Origin of the sequence: Paraburkholderia sp. BL23I1N1 (assembly GCF_003610295.1) — a bacterium.
In the GTDB taxonomy this organism is placed as follows: domain Bacteria; phylum Pseudomonadota; class Gammaproteobacteria; order Burkholderiales; family Burkholderiaceae; genus Paraburkholderia.
This window is the reverse complement of sequence record NZ_RAPV01000001.1, coordinates 1,504,203-1,518,724: the sequence shown is the minus strand read 5'-3', so window position 1 is coordinate 1,518,724 and position 14,522 is coordinate 1,504,203. Positions and strand designations below refer to the sequence as shown.

The following is a 14,522-nucleotide window of genomic DNA, read 5'->3' as shown; positions in this document are numbered from 1 at the left end:
TCAGCTATTTTCGTGATATAAAGCCGTGCGCACAACCCATTTCGAACGGTATAAGCCCGGACGCTTTAGATACGGCCGGGGCGGATAGACCGCAGCGAGGACAGCATCGCATCAGATGAAAAAAGGTTTTTACACCATCATGGCCGCGCAGTTTTTTTCGTCGCTGGCCGACAATGCGCTTCTGATCGCTGCTATCGCACTGCTGAAAGATCTTCACGCCCCGAACTGGATGACGCCGCTGCTCAAGTTGTTCTTTGTGCTGTCGTACGTCGTTCTGGCCGCCTTCGTGGGCGCCTTCGCCGACTCCCGGCCGAAGGGCCACGTGATGTTCGTCACCAACACCATCAAGGTTCTTGGCTGTATCACGATGCTGGTCGGCGCGCACCCGTTGATCGCCTATGGCATTGTGGGTTTCGGCGCGGCGGCCTACTCGCCCGCCAAGTACGGCATTCTTACCGAACTGCTGCCGCCTGACCGGCTGGTCGCGGCGAACGGCTGGATCGAAGGCACCACGGTCGGCTCGATCATTCTCGGCACCGTGCTAGGGGGCGCGCTCATTAGCCCGCATATTGCCGCGCCGATCCTCAGGCACCACATTCCCACGGTCAACACACCCGCTGAAGCGGCGATGCTGGTGATCATGGCCATTTACGTGATCGCCGCGCTCTTCAATCTGCGCATTCCCGACACCGGCGCGCGCTATCCGAAACAGGAACGCGGCCCGATCAAGCTGATCACCGATTTCGCCGACTGCTTTCTCGTGCTGTGGCGTGACAAGCTCGGCCAGATTTCGCTCGCGGTCACCACGCTTTTTTGGGGCGCCGGCGCGACGCTGCAATTCATCGTGCTGAAATGGGCCGAAGTGTCGCTGAACATGTCGCTTTCGGAAGCCGCGATTCTGCAAGCGGTGGTGGCAGTGGGCGTGGCGGCCGGCGCGATTTTCGCGGCTTCCCGCGTGCCGTTGAAGAAATCGCTGTCGGTGCTTCCGGTCGGTATCATTATGGGCATCGCCGTGATGCTGATGGCCTTCTACACACGGAATCTGTTCCCCACGCATTGGGGTCTGTATTTCGGCCGTATGCATGTGCCGGGCTATCTGATCGTCGCGTATATCTTCCTGATGATCGTCGGCGGCCTGTCGGGATTTTTCGTCGTGCCGATGAATGCGCTACTCCAGCATCGCGGCCACGTGCTGCTGTCGGCGGGTCATTCGATCGCCGTGCAGAACTTCAACGAAAATCTCTCGGTGCTCGTGATGCTGTGCCTGTACGCCGTGCTGGTTTGGCTCGACGTGCCGGTCTCGGCGGTGATCGTGCTATTCGGCACCTTCGTCTGCCTGATGATGTGGCTCGTAATGCGGCGCCACCTGGCTAACCAACGCGCGTTCGACTCGGTCGCGCTGATCGGCGAAGCCAAGCACTGACGCGCGGCGGGCACCGCGCTTACTGCCCGCGCCTTCCCCCTTTCCTCGCTTTGCCATGACTCAACCCATTCCCAATGTGCTGACGATCGCCGGTTCCGATTCCGGCGGCGGCGCCGGCATTCAAGCCGATCTGAAGGCTTTCTCGGCGCTCGGCGCCTACGGCGCGAGCGTGATCACCGCGCTCACCGCACAGAACACGCGCGGCGTCACGGCGATTCACGCGCCGGAACCCGCCTTTATCACCGCGCAACTCGACGCGGTGTTCGACGACATCCGTATCGACGCCGTGAAGATCGGCATGCTGGCGAATGCGCAAATCGCGCGCGCGGTTGCCGATGCGCTGCGGCGGCACAAACCGAAACATATCGTGCTCGACACGGTGATGATTTCGAAGAGCAATCACGCGCTGCTGCTCCCGGATGCAGTTGCCGCCGTGCGCGACGAGTTGCTGCCGCTCGCCGATCTGCTCACACCCAATCTGCCGGAAGCCGCGGCCTTGCTAGGCGTAGAAGCCGCCACCGACGAAGCCGGCATGGTCGAACAAGGCGAAGCGCTGCGTGCGCTTGGCGCGCGGGCGGTGCTGATGAAGGGGGGGCATTTGAGCGCAGTGGACAGTCCCGACTGGCTCGTCCAGGATAGCGGCACGCTGCGCCTGGGCGGCCCGCGCGTGCCGGTGAAGAATACGCACGGGACGGGCTGCACGCTATCGTCGGCGATTGCGGCGCTGATTCCGCAGCGCGCCGATCTGGCGAGCGCGGTCGCGGACGCCAAACTGTATCTGACCGGCGCGTTGCAGGCGAGCGATCGGCTCGACGTCGGCAGCGGCGTCGGACCGGTGCATCATTTTTACCGGTGGTGGTGAGACAAGAAGGTGCTTCGACATCGCAGCGGCGCTGGCCGCTGCGTTGCACCTCCCTACGCCGCTAGTGCTTGCGGCCGCCCTGTTGTTCGCGCGATTGCCGCGCGTAGGCCTGCGCCAACTCAGGCCAATCGTTCGGCACGATAAAGCCACGCGAGCGTTCAATGCGGTTACCTGCGCTGTCATCGACGAACGCCGCGACCATTGTCGGTCCGTGCTGATGTGACGTTTGCGTAGCGAGCGTTTGAGCATCGACAAAAGCGAATCTCACTCCTTCCGACTCGCCCGGCGTGCCCGCTGCACCTCGCTCGTGCCGTCGCGGCGCAAGCCATTCCAACCGTGGCAACTCGCGCCACGTCTGCGCATGCGCCGCGGCAAAATCCGGCCAATCGTTGCGCGTGACCCACCAGCCCCGTCCATGCGACGGATCGAGTTCGACAGGATCGGCAGGCGTTTCACCCGCTCGGTAGAACAGCCAGCCTTTGATAAACATCTGCGGCGTCCACGGCCCCGCATACCCAACCGATGCAAACTCTTCGCGCGCGCTCAACGGCAGTTGATGATTCAGCACATGCGCGAGCTTCAGATCGAAGCGGTCCTTCAGATTCGGGCCGACGTAATCGGCTAATCGTGCCGTCGACTGCGTGGCCGGCTGCTCATGGCTTTCGCCCGCATGCAGATAGCACTTCACCGCCAACTCCCAATGCAGGCGCGCGCCCTGCTGCGTCGCCACGAGAAAATCGCATTCACCGAGCGTCACGCCCGAGCGCCGCAACGGCACACCGGCCGCGACCAGCCGCGCCGCCGGCCCGTGTTGCAGGAACCATTCGAGCAGCCGTTCGGCGTAGCGACCAAGACGTGTGATTCGCGTCGCGGCGAGGTCGCGCTGCAAGTCGGCCGGATCGGCGTCCAGCGCGCGTAACCAGTCGACGGTGGCATTAGCTTCCTGCTGCGAGTCGAAAGGACGGGCGAGCGCGCCCACGGGTGGTTGCGCGCGCAACAAATCGGCGCTCAGCAGCAACCACGCGAGATCGCGCAAGGCCGGTACGCGCAATGTGTCGAGCAACTCATCGAGCATCGCCGCGGATGGGCCGGGCGCAACGGCGAGCCGCGCCACCGGGCCGCTTGCGTCCGTCACTTTGCCGCGCTGGACGGCACACCGCCCGCCGCGAGCCACGTGTCGCGCGCGAGGCACAGGTCCGCCCAGGCCTTCGCCTTGTCGGGCAGGCTGCGCAGCAGATACGCCGGGTGATAGGTGACGATCACCGGCACGCCTTCATATTCGTGCACACGGCCGCGCAGCGACGAAATGCTCGCCTCGGTCTTAAGCAGACTTTGCGCGGCGAAGCGGCCCAGCGCGACGATCAGCTTCGGCTTGAGCAGTGCCACCTGCCGTTGCAGATAAGGCTCGCAACGCGCGACTTCGTCCGGTTCGGGATTGCGGTTGCCGGGCGGGCGGCACTTGATCAAGTTGGCGATATAGACGTTGCTGTCGCGCGCGAGCGTCAGCGAACGCAGCATATTGTCGAGCAGCTTGCCGGCCTGGCCGACGAACGGCTCGCCCAGACGATCTTCGTTCTCACCAGGTGCCTCGCCGATCAGCATCCAGTCGGCATTGCGATCGCCGACACCGAATACCGTATTCGTGCGTTTCTCGCACAGACGACAGCGTTGGCAAGCGGCGACCTGCTCGCTCAACGCGTCCCAGTCGAGCGTCTGAATCGAGGCGGGCTCAGGCGCCTCGCGGCGCGCTTCTACGGGAGCGTGAGCAGGTTGATCGTCGAACCATGCGAAATCATCGTCGGGCGGAGCGTCGAACGCGGGTGGCTCGGATGCTCGCGATTGCGGCGACGGTTGTTGTACCGGCTGCCGGGCATCGGACTGTGCTTCCATCCGCCCTTGCGCCTGTTCCTGCGCGGGTGGCGGTGGACGACGCTCGCCCTGCGTTCGCGCGGCATCCGCTTGCCGCGTTTCGCCCGCACGCACCGCGGGCCGCGGCGTGCCGGTCACGGACGCTACCTGCCGACTATCCGGCGCATGCGCAACCGACGACGCTTCACGCGCCGCCGCACGCGGATCGTCGAGCCGCGCCGCCTGATCCGCTAACGCGCCAGCGCCCTGCCCGGCCTCAGCTTCAACCGTGGTTTCCTGCGCCGCCGACGTGCCGCGACGCACCCACAGCGGCGTCAGCCCAAACTCTTCCAGTACCGATTCATGCACGGCCATCTGCGCCCTCCGTGGCAAACGAGAAACGCATCACAATGGCGTCCTCCCGGCTGCGATGTCGCGCCGGATAATAGTTTTTGCGCCGGCCAATCGACGCAAAGCCGAAGCGTTCGTAAAGCCGGATAGCCCGATGATTCGACGGCCGCACTTCGAGCAGAAGGCCTTCGAGTTTTTCGGCGCGCGTAATGCGCACCGCTTCGCGCAACAGCGCGAGCCCGGCACCGGCGCCTTGCGCGGCAGGTGTCACGCACAAATTGAGCAGATGCATTTCATCGACCACCGGCATCAGCACGCAGTAACCGATCAGCGTGCCCGTGACGTGACGCAGGCAGATGCCGAAATAGCCGTTGCGCAGCGAATCGCCGAAATTGCCGCGGCTCCAGGGGAATTCGTAGGCGACCTTTTCAATGGCCGCGACCTCGTCCAGATCGGCTTCGGTCATCTGCGACATGTAGCGGTCCGCCAGCAACACGCCGCTCATTGCCGGCCCTCGCCTTGATGCGCTTCATGCGCCAGCCTGGCGGCCTGCTCGGCCTTGGCCGCTTTTTCGGCGGTGCGCTCCGCCGTCGTCTGGGCGACCTTGTCGCGAATGTATTCCGGCGCGGCCCGGTCGGCCGGCACAGTGCGGCCGGCGCGAAACGCGCGCAACGCCGCGTGCGCGAGCGGCACCGCATGCGGCAGCGCTTCGCTATCAACGGTTCGCGCAGCCGCGACGGCGGGTAGCCGCACGCCGAAAGCGGCAGCGGCATTACCGGCCAGCGTGAAGGGGACGTCAGGCAAAACGAGCCGTTCCGGCGCGTCGAGCGAAGCCGGCTGGAGTGTGCGCCATTCGCCAAGGGCCGGGTCCCATGCGTAGTCGGCCCAATAGATCTCGTCCATCCGGGCATCGAGCGCGGCGAGCACGCGAGTCGCCGACGGATCGCGCAGCCGAGCGCTTTCCGCGCAGGCCAGCAGTGTGCTGACCGGCACGACCGGCAGGTTCAGGCCGAACGCGAGGCCTTGAGCGACGCCCGTCGCCGTGCGAAGACCAGTGAATGAGCCGGGGCCGGAGCCGAATGCGATCGCATGGCAGTCCGCCAACGTCAGACCCGCTTCGTCGAAAAGTTCGCGAATGGCGGGCAGCAGGCGCGTGCTTGAGACTGCGCCGGTTTGCTCGTGGCGCACCCAGATCCGGGGTTCGGCGCGGCCCGGGTCCGCTGCCTGGGCGGCACCGCCAACGTCGGACAAAAGCGCTACCGAGCAGAACTCGGTCGAAGTATCGAGGGCAAGAAGCACAGTTTGAGTCATGGACCGTATTGTAATCGGCACGGCGCGTGCAGATGCGGTTTTGGGTGTGGCCGCCCGGCGGGGATCGGTGTTTGGAATAAGCCCTCGGCCCTGCGGCAGCATGCAGTTGTTATGATCATCGGCCCAGACAAAACCAACCCCGCCAGCCGGGCAAAACCACCATGACAGACATCAACGCGCAATTCGTTCAGGCCCAGGAAGATGCCAGGCAACTGCCCGAGCGTCCGGGTAACCTCACCCTCCTGCGCCTCTATTCCCTCTTCAAGCAAGCCACCGACGGCGACGTCCACGGCGACAAACCCGGCTTCACCGATATCGTCGGCAAATACAAGTACGATGCGTGGGCCGCGCTCAAAGGCACCGCTCAGGACGCCGCGAAGCAGCAATACATCGATCTCGTCGAATCCCTGAAAAGCGGCGCGTCGGCCTGAACCGGCCTTGTAGCGGAAAACTGCTTCCAATCAGGTAGCCTGGAAGGGCGGCAAGAAATCGGTAATAAGCCGGCCAAAACAAAAGTTTTCCGCCAGGAAACTTCTTTATGGTGGCGCAGTGCAACAAAACTCTATACAATGCTGCCTGCGCTTCACTGCTTTGCCCGGCTTTCCTCTAGCGGCCCTTGCGGCGCAGCGCCTCGTAGCGTTTAGCTCCAATCCAGTTTAGAACCTGTCCCCTCCTGCCTAGCCCCCTACGGGCGATCATGTCCCAGGCTGGCGGCACGCCGTTTTGGCATGTCGCATCCGATACAGCTTCTAACGAAAAGCTCGCCTTCATTGTCGCGAGCTGCCCCCGTTTTTCGATTTGCTCGCTGCTTCTTTGCTCGCTGAATCCGACGACTTGGGTATGCCGATTGGCGCCGACGTTTTAATTCCGTGTGTACCAAGGATTTACCAAGGATTCTCATGACTTCGAGCAATACCCCCAGCAGCCCGTTGAACGCCATCGCCGATCAAGCCCTCGGTCTCGCCGACGCACCGGTACAAGCTGCAGCAATCGCTGCCGCTCCGGAAGCTGTCGCCGCAGAAGCCGCAGCGCCGACCGGCCCGTCGTTCGCGTCGCTCGGTCTCTCCGCGGATGTCGTCTCCGCGCTGACCGCCGCTGGTTATCAAAACCCGACTCCGGTTCAGCAACGCGCGATCCCCGCTGGCATCGCCGGCCGCGATCTGATGGTCTCGAGCCCAACCGGTTCGGGCAAGACCGCCGCGTTCATGCTGCCCGCCATCGAACGTTTCTCGCAACTGCAAAAAGCCCAAGCCAGCCAGCCGCGTGAGCCGCGTCCGGCTGACGGTGCCCGCACGCGCCGTCCGCAACCGGTTGCCCGTCCGACCATGCTGGTTCTGACGCCGACCCGCGAACTCGCAATGCAGGTCACCACCGCCGCTGCCACGTACGGCAAGCACCTCAAGCGTCTGCGCACCGTCAGCATTCTGGGCGGCGTCGCTTACGGTCAACAACTGATGCTGCTGGCAAAGAACCCGGAAATCCTGGTTGCTACGCCGGGCCGTTTGATCGACCACCTGGAACGCGGCCGTATCGATCTGTCGCAGTTGCAAATCCTCGTGCTCGACGAAGCCGACCGCATGCTGGACATGGGCTTCATCGAAGACATCGAAACGATCGTCGCCGCTACGCCGGCTTCGCGTCAAACCATGCTGTTCTCGGCCACGCTCGACGGCAAGATCAGCTCGCTGACCGGCCGCCTGTTGAAGGATCCGGAGCGTATCGAGATCGTTCAACGCCTCGAACAGCGCACCAACATCGCGCAAACCGTCCATTACGTTGACGACCGCGACCACAAGGATCGTCTGCTCGACCATCTGCTGCGCGACGAAGGCCTCGACCAGGCTATCGTCTTCACGGCAACCAAGATGGACGCTGACCAACTGGCAGGCCGTCTGGCCGACGCTGGTTTCGAATCGGCAGCTCTCCACGGCGATCTGCCGCAAGGCGCACGCAACCGCACGATCAAGGCTCTCCGCGAGCGCCGTGTGCGCGTGCTGGTGGCAACGGACGTCGCCGCGCGCGGTATCGACATCCCGGGCATCACGCACGTGTTCAACTACGATCTGCCGAAGTTCGCTGAAGACTACGTGCACCGTATCGGCCGTACCGGCCGTGCAGGCCGCTCGGGTATCGCCGTGAGCCTCGTGCACCACGCGGAACAAGGCGCGCTGAAGCGCATCGAGCGTTTCGTGCGCACCCCGCTGCCGGTCAACGTCGTCGCAGGCTTCGAGCCGCGCAAGTCGGCTCCGTCGGGCAATGGCGGCCGTCCTGGCTTCGGCGGCCGTGGCCGTCCGGGCGGTGGCAATGGCGGCGGTGGCCGTCGCTTCGGTAGCGGCAGCGGTGCTGGCAAGCCGGCCGGTAATGGCGGCGGCGCTCGCAGCGGTAGCGGCAATGGCGGCGGCTGGGCAGGCAAGTCTGCCGGCGGCGGCTCGCGTGAAGGCGGTTTCGGCGGCGGTTCGCGTGACGGCGGCTACGGCGCACGCCGCAGCGACGGTCCGCGTACGGCGCGTCGCGGCAGCTAAGCAGCGATTCAGCTATTCCCACAGGCAAGCGCTAGTTACGTGACTCGTTCGGTACGTAGCGCAGCCTGAAAAGACCCGAACAGCCCCGCGCTGTCCGTCAGTCGAAAGAAACCGGTGCTCAGGCACCGGTTTTTTTTCGCCCATACTTCGGCGACCGCCGATTTTTCACGATGTGGAAAATTTTTTTGCGTCGTAAAAAATCGTGCTGCACGGCACAAGATACCCTATTGCAAGATGGAAAAAGACATTTCTTAATGCGGAACGAATTACATAAGCAATTGATTTTTAACAACAATAAATATTCAAAAAACGCTCCCTGCCTGCTATTGCGTATCAATCGATTTGCCTAGACTCTTATATAAGACTTCACGAAACAAAACGCCTCAAACGGCCAGCCGCTTCGACGAAGACTGCAAGTTTCTCGCATGAGACCAGAGTCACCTATCCATTACAGGCAACCAAGGAGCACACCATGTCGCGCGAACAACAAGCCAAGCAACTCCAACAGCAATGGGAAACCGATCCGCGCTGGAAAGGCGTGAAGCGTATGTACACCGCTGAAGACGTGATCCGTCTGCGCGGCTCGCTGCAAGTGGAGCACACGCTTGCCAAGCGCGGCGCGGAAAAGCTGTGGGAAAGCGTCAACAACGAGCCGTTCGTGAACTCGCTCGGCGCGCTGACGGGCAATCAGGCGATGCAACAGGTCAAGGCCGGCCTGAAGGCCATCTATCTGTCGGGCTGGCAAGTGGCGGGCGACGCGAACGTGGCCGGCGAAATGTACCCGGACCAGTCGCTGTATCCGGCGAACTCGGTGCCGCTCGTCGTGAAGCGCATCAACAACACGCTGACGCGCGCTGACCAGATCCAATGGTCGGAAGGCAAGAACCCGGGCGACGAAGGCTATATCGACTACTTCGCACCGATCGTGGCCGATGCGGAAGCCGGTTTCGGCGGCGTGCTGAACGCGTTCGAACTGATGAAGGCCATGATCGAAGCCGGCGCCGCAGGCGTGCACTTCGAAGACCAGCTTGCTTCGGTGAAGAAGTGCGGTCACATGGGCGGCAAGGTGCTCGTGCCGACCCGCGAAAACATTGCGAAGCTAACCGCCGCGCGTCTGGCCGCCGACGTCTCCGGCGCGCCGACCGTGTTGCTGGCTCGCACCGACGCGGAAGCCGCCGACCTGATCACGTCGGACGTGGATGACAACGACAAGCCGTTCCTGACGGGCGAACGCACGGTGGAAGGTTTCTATCGCACGAAGCCGGGTCTGGAACAGGCAATCTCGCGTGGCCTCGCCTACGCGCCGTACGCCGACATGATCTGGTGCGAAACCGGCAAGCCGGACCTCGAGTTTGCGAAGAAATTCGCCGACGCGATCCACAAGGAATTCCCGGATCAACTGCTGTCGTACAACTGCTCGCCGTCGTTCAACTGGAAGAAGAACCTGGACGACGCAACCATCGCCAAGTTCCAGCGCGAACTCGGCGCAATGGGCTACAAGTTCCAGTTCATCACGCTGGCCGGCTTCCATGCGCTGAACTACTCGATGTTCAACCTGGCACACGGCTATGCCCGCAACCAGATGACGGCATTCGTCGAAATGCAGCAGGCTGAATTCGCTGCGGCCGAAAAGGGTTTCACCGCGGTCAAGCACCAGCGCGAAGTCGGCACCGGCTACTTCGACGCCGTGACGCAAACGGTCGAGCGCGACGCGTCGACGACCGCGCTGCACGGTTCGACGGAAGACGAACAGTTCTTCGACAAGAAGGTCGCTTAAGTCACCCGAGGTCTGATCGCGGGAAAGGCAAGGCAGACGAAGGAGCGGCCCCGCTAGGAGTGTGCGCGGCAGAGATCTGATGTCATCCGATCAGGCGGGGTAAACGTTGTTAGAAGATGCCGACCAGCTATCTCCCCTACGAGCCGCAGCAGCAGATGTTGCTGCCCCATGCACTGCAAGACTGGCTGCCCGAAGGGCACCTTGCCTACTACATCAGCGATACGGTGGATTCGCTCGATCTGTCCGCCTTTCATGCGCGGTATGCCGGCGGCGGCCCGCGCAACCAGCCCTTTCATCCGGCGATGATGGTGAAGGTGCTCGTGTACGGCTATGCGACCGGCGTGTTCTCGTCGCGCAAGCTGGCCAGGAAGCTGCATGAAGATGTCGCGTTCCGGGTCCTCGCGGCGGGCAACTATCCGGCGCATCGGACGCTTTGCGACTTTCGCGCCTTTCACCTGAAGGAGCTGTCGGACCTGTTTGTGCAGGTGGTGAAACTGGCCAGGGAATGTGGACTGGTCAGGCTCGGGACGATTGCCGTTGACGGCACGAAGATCAAGGCCAATGCGTCGCGCCACAAGGCGATGAGCTACGACCGGATGAAGAAGGCCGAGCTGGAGCTCAAGGAACAGATCGATGCGCTGCTGGCAAAAGCGAAAGTGGCCGACGAGGTGGAGAAGAACGAGCCGGAACTCGATATTCCAGCCGAGATCACGCGGCGCGAGGACCGGCTTGCAGTGATTCGCGCCGCACGCGCGCGCCTGGAAGAACGTCAGCGCCAGGCCGATATCGCACGTGGTCGTAGCGACGACGCACCGTCAGATGACTCGAGCAAGCCGAAAAAGAAGTCCCGTTTCAAATACAAATTCGGCGAACCGAAGCCCGACGCACAGGAGAATTTCACCGACCCGGAAAGCCGGATCATGAAGCATGCCGGCGGCGGATTCGACTATTCCTACAACGCCCAGGCTGCAGTCGACGATACGGCTCACATCATCGTCGCGGCCGAACTGGGTAACAGTGCCGCCGACAGCGTGCAATTGCCAACCGTTCTGGCTGCGGTGCTACGCGATGCCGGCGCCGATCCCCGGCAAGTCCTTGCCGATGCGGGCTACCGGTCGGAAGCAACATTCGAGCAGTTGCGTGAGCACCCCGCCGACCTGATCGTAGCGCTCGGACGCGAGGGCAAGAAAGACGTGAAGATCGATGCCACCAAGCGGCCGCTATGCGCCGCGATGGCAGAAAAGTTTACTTCTGCGCAAACTCAGGCGGCCTATCGAAAGCGCAAATGGCTGTCCGAACCGCCGAACGGCTGGGTAAAAAGCGTTCTCGGGTTTCGACAATTCAGCATGCGCGGGCTGGCCAAGGCCCAGGCCGAGTGGAAACTCGTCTGCGCGGCGCTGAACCTGCGCAGAATGTCGAAAATGACGCCTGCGTAAGCCCAGAAGAGGGCAACCTCGCCTGGATTTCGCCGCCGGGTAAGCCATTTTTGCGCGCACTGGCGAGCAAAACCGCAATCGGCGTTGACGCCGCCCGATGCGGCGTCAACGCCGGCGGATCAAATTCTGTCTGCCGCGCGGACTCCTAGTGGGCCGCCGTCAGGGAGGAGCAAAGCCATCAGGGCAGGAGTACGCCGCTGCACTGATGGCTGGAATCCGGGAGGGCGGCAGCAGCGCAGACAAAGCCAGCACAATGCATTGTGCGGCGAACACAGGACGCGCCGGCCTCATCGCCGGCGCGTTTTTTTTACTATGCCGTATCTGCTGTTCCTTCCGTATCTATTTGCGACGCTAATCGCGGGTTGGCACTCAACGGTACACGATCACGGGAATCTTCGTATGCGTCAGAACCCGCTGCGTCTCGCTGCCGATCAGCAGGCTGCCAAGACCGCGCCGCCCATGCGAAGCCATGAAGATCACGTCGCAGCCGCCCTGCTCCGCGGCTTCGATGATGCCGAGATACGGCGCCGGATGCACGCTGGTGTGGCTGTCGAACGCGACACCGACACGGCGCGCGGCCAGCTCCACTTCGCGCAGATGCACGCGCGCTTCGCGCTCGCTGCGTTGCAGAAACTCGACCGGCGGCTCGATGACCACGTCGGAGAACGGCGAGTACGGATATTGGGGCAGACACGCGTAGGCGGTGACGCGAGCACCGACCGCCTGCGCGAGGTCGATGGCGCCGTCTATCGCCTTGCGTGACAGGTCTGAACCATCGGTCGGAACCAGGATGTGCCTGAACATGATGCCCTCCGTCGCCGGCTGTGCGTAGCGCGGCGTCAGCGTTCCACGAGGCTCGGCATAGAAGCCGCACCAATCGATTGTAGTTCGCAGAAGTGAGGTCAAAGCCATCGTGCGGGTCTGTCCGCATATCGGAAACCCGCTGCACGGCGATTGTGCAGGACGGTAATTGCGCAGGATCGGCGGACCTCAGTGGCAGATGAGCCGTACCTGAGCCGGCGTCAGTTCCAGTAATCAGGATGGCCGTACGTATGCTTGAGAAAGTCCAGAAACAGCCGAACCCGCAGCGGCAAATGCCGGCGCTGCGGAAAAACCGCGTGGATGCCGATCGGCGGCGCAGCGAACTCGTCGAGCACGCTGACCAGCCGGCCAGCCGCGATATCCGTGCCGACCTCCCACCACGAACGCCAGGCGAGCCCATAGCCCTCGAGGCACCACTCGTGCAGCACGGCGCCGTCCGAGCATTCCATCGTGCCGGACACCTTGATCGACACGACCTTGTCGCCCTGCTGGAACATCCAGCCGCGCTGCTGATTGGCGCTCGCGCCGAGCGCGAGGCAATTGTGGTGCGCGAGATCGGCCAGCGTGTGCGGCGATCCGCGCCGGTTCAGATACGACGGCGAAACCACGCACACACGGCGATTCTCACCGAGCTTGAGCGACACCAGCGACGAGTCCGGCAGCTCGCCGAGCCGCACTGCGCAGTCAAACCCCTCGTTGACGAGATCGACCAGCCGGTCGGACAGGTCGAGCGTGATCGACACATCCGGATGCGCCACGGTGAACGCGGGCACCAAGGGCGCAACATGCCTGCGTCCAAACCCGGCCGGCGCCGACAACCGCAAATGGCCGCTTGCCTTCACGCCGCCCGCCGACACGCTGGCCTCGGCGTTCTGCATGTCGTGGATGACGCGCTGGCAATCTTCGAGAAACGCCGAGCCTTCAAAGGTCAACGTGATCTTGCGCGTGGTGCGTACCAGCAATTTGACGCCGAGGCGCTCTTCGAGCGCATCGATGCGGCGGCCGATGATGGCAGGTGCAACGCCTTCGGAGAGCGCGGCGGCGGACAGGCTGCCCTTGGCCGCAACGGCAACAAAAGTCTCGATCTGCTTGAAACGGTCCATGGGGAGCAGAGCCGCACATGCGCGGGAAAGTGGTCGGTGCGCGTCAGATTAGGCGCATGAAAGTAAAAGATCAAATGATCTTTAGCCTCTTTTTTAGCGTGGATCATCACTAATACAATCCACCCTGACCTCTGATAGGAGTGCACGGCAATGTCGGCCACAACGACACCCTTCCCTAAAGCAGTGATTTTCGACGCCTACGGCACGCTTTTCGACGTGCATTCGGTGATCGCTGCCGCGGAGCAGATGTTCCCGGGCTACGGCGACGCGCTCTCGCAATTGTGGCGCCAAAAACAGATCGAATACACGCAGCTGCGCACGCTCGCCGATCCGGCCGGCGCACCCGGCGCGCATTACCGGCCGTTCTGGGACATCACGCTCGACGCCTTGCGCTTCGCCACAAAGAAACTGCATCTCACGCTCGGCCGCGCGGCAGAGAAGCGTCTGATGGACGAATACGCGTGCCTGTCCGCTTTTCCCGATGCCGTGCCCGCGCTGCGCCAGCTGCGCGATGTGCCTTCCACGTCTTCCGGATTCACCTCTGCGCCCGCGGGCGGCAAAGCTGGGGCAAGGGCAAGGCCCGGTCTCGCGATCCTCTCGAACGGCAATCCGCAAATGCTCGACATCGCGGTGAAGAGCGCCGGCATGACGGGCCTGTTCGACCATGTTCTGTCCGTCGACACGGTACGCGCCTACAAACCCTCGCCCGCGGCTTACTCGCTCGGCACGCAAGCCTTCGACGCGGAACCGCGCGAGATCGTCTTCGTGTCGTCGAACGGCTGGGATGTGGCAGGCGCGAGCTGGTTCGGCTTCACGACTTTCTGGCTTAACCGGCAAAACGCACCAGCCGAAGAACTGGGCGTTACGTCGCATGGCGCGGGCGGAGGTATGAACGATCTGCTCGCTTTTCTGAAGTCCCTTGCGTCGCCCGACCGCAATAGCGGCACTGGCAGCACCGGCAATCCCGGCGGCAGCCGTCCGCGCCACAGCCCTGGCGCATGACAGCTACCACCTGATTGCCCGACGCGATTCAACCGCATCTCAACCATTTCAACATTTGCACCTTT

At 63.0% G+C, this 14,522-nt stretch carries 13 protein-coding genes; 7 read left to right on the top strand and 6 right to left on the bottom strand.

What is annotated here, in order from left to right; all coding sequences use genetic code 11:
• Positions 1–115: 115 nt before the first annotated feature.
• Positions 116–1,423 (top strand): lysophospholipid transporter LplT, encoded by a 1,308-nt coding sequence (gene lplT / locus B0G76_RS07235; protein WP_120291264.1) that lies wholly within the window; start codon positions 116–118, stop codon positions 1,421–1,423.
• Positions 1,424–1,478: 55 nt separating this feature from the next.
• A complete protein-coding gene (gene thiD / locus B0G76_RS07230) occupies positions 1,479–2,285 on the top strand; it encodes a bifunctional hydroxymethylpyrimidine kinase/phosphomethylpyrimidine kinase (RefSeq protein ID WP_120291262.1) in 807 nt (268 codons plus the stop codon).
• 61 nt (positions 2,286–2,346) lie between these two features.
• Here the strand turns inward: thiD and B0G76_RS07225 are convergent, their stop codons facing one another.
• The 4 genes from B0G76_RS07225 to tsaB are packed head-to-tail and all read right to left on the bottom strand — an operon-like array spanning position 2,347 to position 5,795.
• Entirely contained in the window at positions 2,347–3,420 is a 1,074-nt protein-coding gene (locus B0G76_RS07225) for a DUF1853 family protein (RefSeq protein WP_409076700.1), read from the bottom strand.
• The gene (locus tag B0G76_RS07220; RefSeq protein WP_120291260.1) at positions 3,417–4,508 is read right to left on the bottom strand and encodes a uracil-DNA glycosylase; all 1,092 of its coding nucleotides are present in this window, start codon (positions 4,506–4,508) and stop codon (positions 3,417–3,419) included. Before B0G76_RS07220 ends, B0G76_RS07225 begins: the two co-directional genes overlap by 4 nt.
• Complete coding sequence (gene rimI / locus B0G76_RS07215; protein WP_120291258.1) at positions 4,495–4,989, bottom strand: ribosomal protein S18-alanine N-acetyltransferase; 495 nt, start codon at positions 4,987–4,989, stop codon at positions 4,495–4,497. Before rimI ends, B0G76_RS07220 begins: the two co-directional genes overlap by 14 nt.
• Positions 4,986–5,795 carry a tRNA (adenosine(37)-N6)-threonylcarbamoyltransferase complex dimerization subunit type 1 TsaB gene (gene tsaB / locus B0G76_RS07210; protein ID WP_120291256.1) on the bottom strand — a complete coding sequence of 270 codons (810 nt, stop codon included), beginning with the start codon at positions 5,793–5,795 and terminating at the stop codon, positions 4,986–4,988. The genes rimI and tsaB overlap by 4 nt, the downstream gene beginning before the upstream one ends.
• 161 nt (positions 5,796–5,956) lie before the next feature.
• On the opposite strand from tsaB, the gene B0G76_RS07205 reads away from it, so the two are divergent.
• The 4 genes from B0G76_RS07205 to B0G76_RS07190 all read left to right on the top strand — a co-directional run bounded on the left by B0G76_RS07205 (position 5,957) and on the right by B0G76_RS07190 (position 11,530).
• Positions 5,957–6,226 (top strand): acyl-CoA-binding protein, encoded by a 270-nt coding sequence (locus tag B0G76_RS07205; protein WP_120291254.1) that lies wholly within the window; start codon positions 5,957–5,959, stop codon positions 6,224–6,226.
• Positions 6,227–6,694: 468 nt separating this feature from the next.
• The gene (locus B0G76_RS07200) at positions 6,695–8,317 is read left to right on the top strand and encodes a DEAD/DEAH box helicase (protein WP_120291252.1); all 1,623 of its coding nucleotides are present in this window, start codon (positions 6,695–6,697) and stop codon (positions 8,315–8,317) included.
• Positions 8,318–8,789: 472 nt separating this feature from the next.
• Positions 8,790–10,094: an isocitrate lyase gene (gene aceA / locus B0G76_RS07195; RefSeq protein WP_120291250.1), complete on the top strand. Its 1,305-nt coding sequence runs from the start codon at positions 8,790–8,792 to the stop codon at positions 10,092–10,094.
• A gap of 116 nt (positions 10,095–10,210) precedes the next feature.
• Positions 10,211–11,530 (top strand): IS1182 family transposase, encoded by a 1,320-nt coding sequence (locus B0G76_RS07190; RefSeq protein ID WP_120291248.1) that lies wholly within the window; start codon positions 10,211–10,213, stop codon positions 11,528–11,530.
• A 369-nt stretch (positions 11,531–11,899) separates the two neighbouring features.
• Here B0G76_RS07190 and B0G76_RS07185 read toward each other — a convergent pair whose 3' ends face one another.
• Positions 11,900–12,334, bottom strand: a complete 435-nt coding sequence (locus tag B0G76_RS07185; protein ID WP_120296248.1) for a universal stress protein — start codon at positions 12,332–12,334, stop codon at positions 11,900–11,902.
• Between the two features lie 218 nt (positions 12,335–12,552).
• Positions 12,553–13,455, bottom strand: a complete 903-nt coding sequence (locus B0G76_RS07180; protein WP_120291246.1) for a LysR family transcriptional regulator — start codon at positions 13,453–13,455, stop codon at positions 12,553–12,555.
• A 150-nt stretch (positions 13,456–13,605) separates the two neighbouring features.
• On the opposite strand from B0G76_RS07180, the gene B0G76_RS07175 reads away from it, so the two are divergent.
• Positions 13,606–14,457 carry a (S)-2-haloacid dehalogenase gene (locus tag B0G76_RS07175; RefSeq protein WP_120291245.1) on the top strand — a complete coding sequence of 284 codons (852 nt, stop codon included), beginning with the start codon at positions 13,606–13,608 and terminating at the stop codon, positions 14,455–14,457.
• The last annotated feature ends 65 nt before the right edge of the window (positions 14,458–14,522 follow it).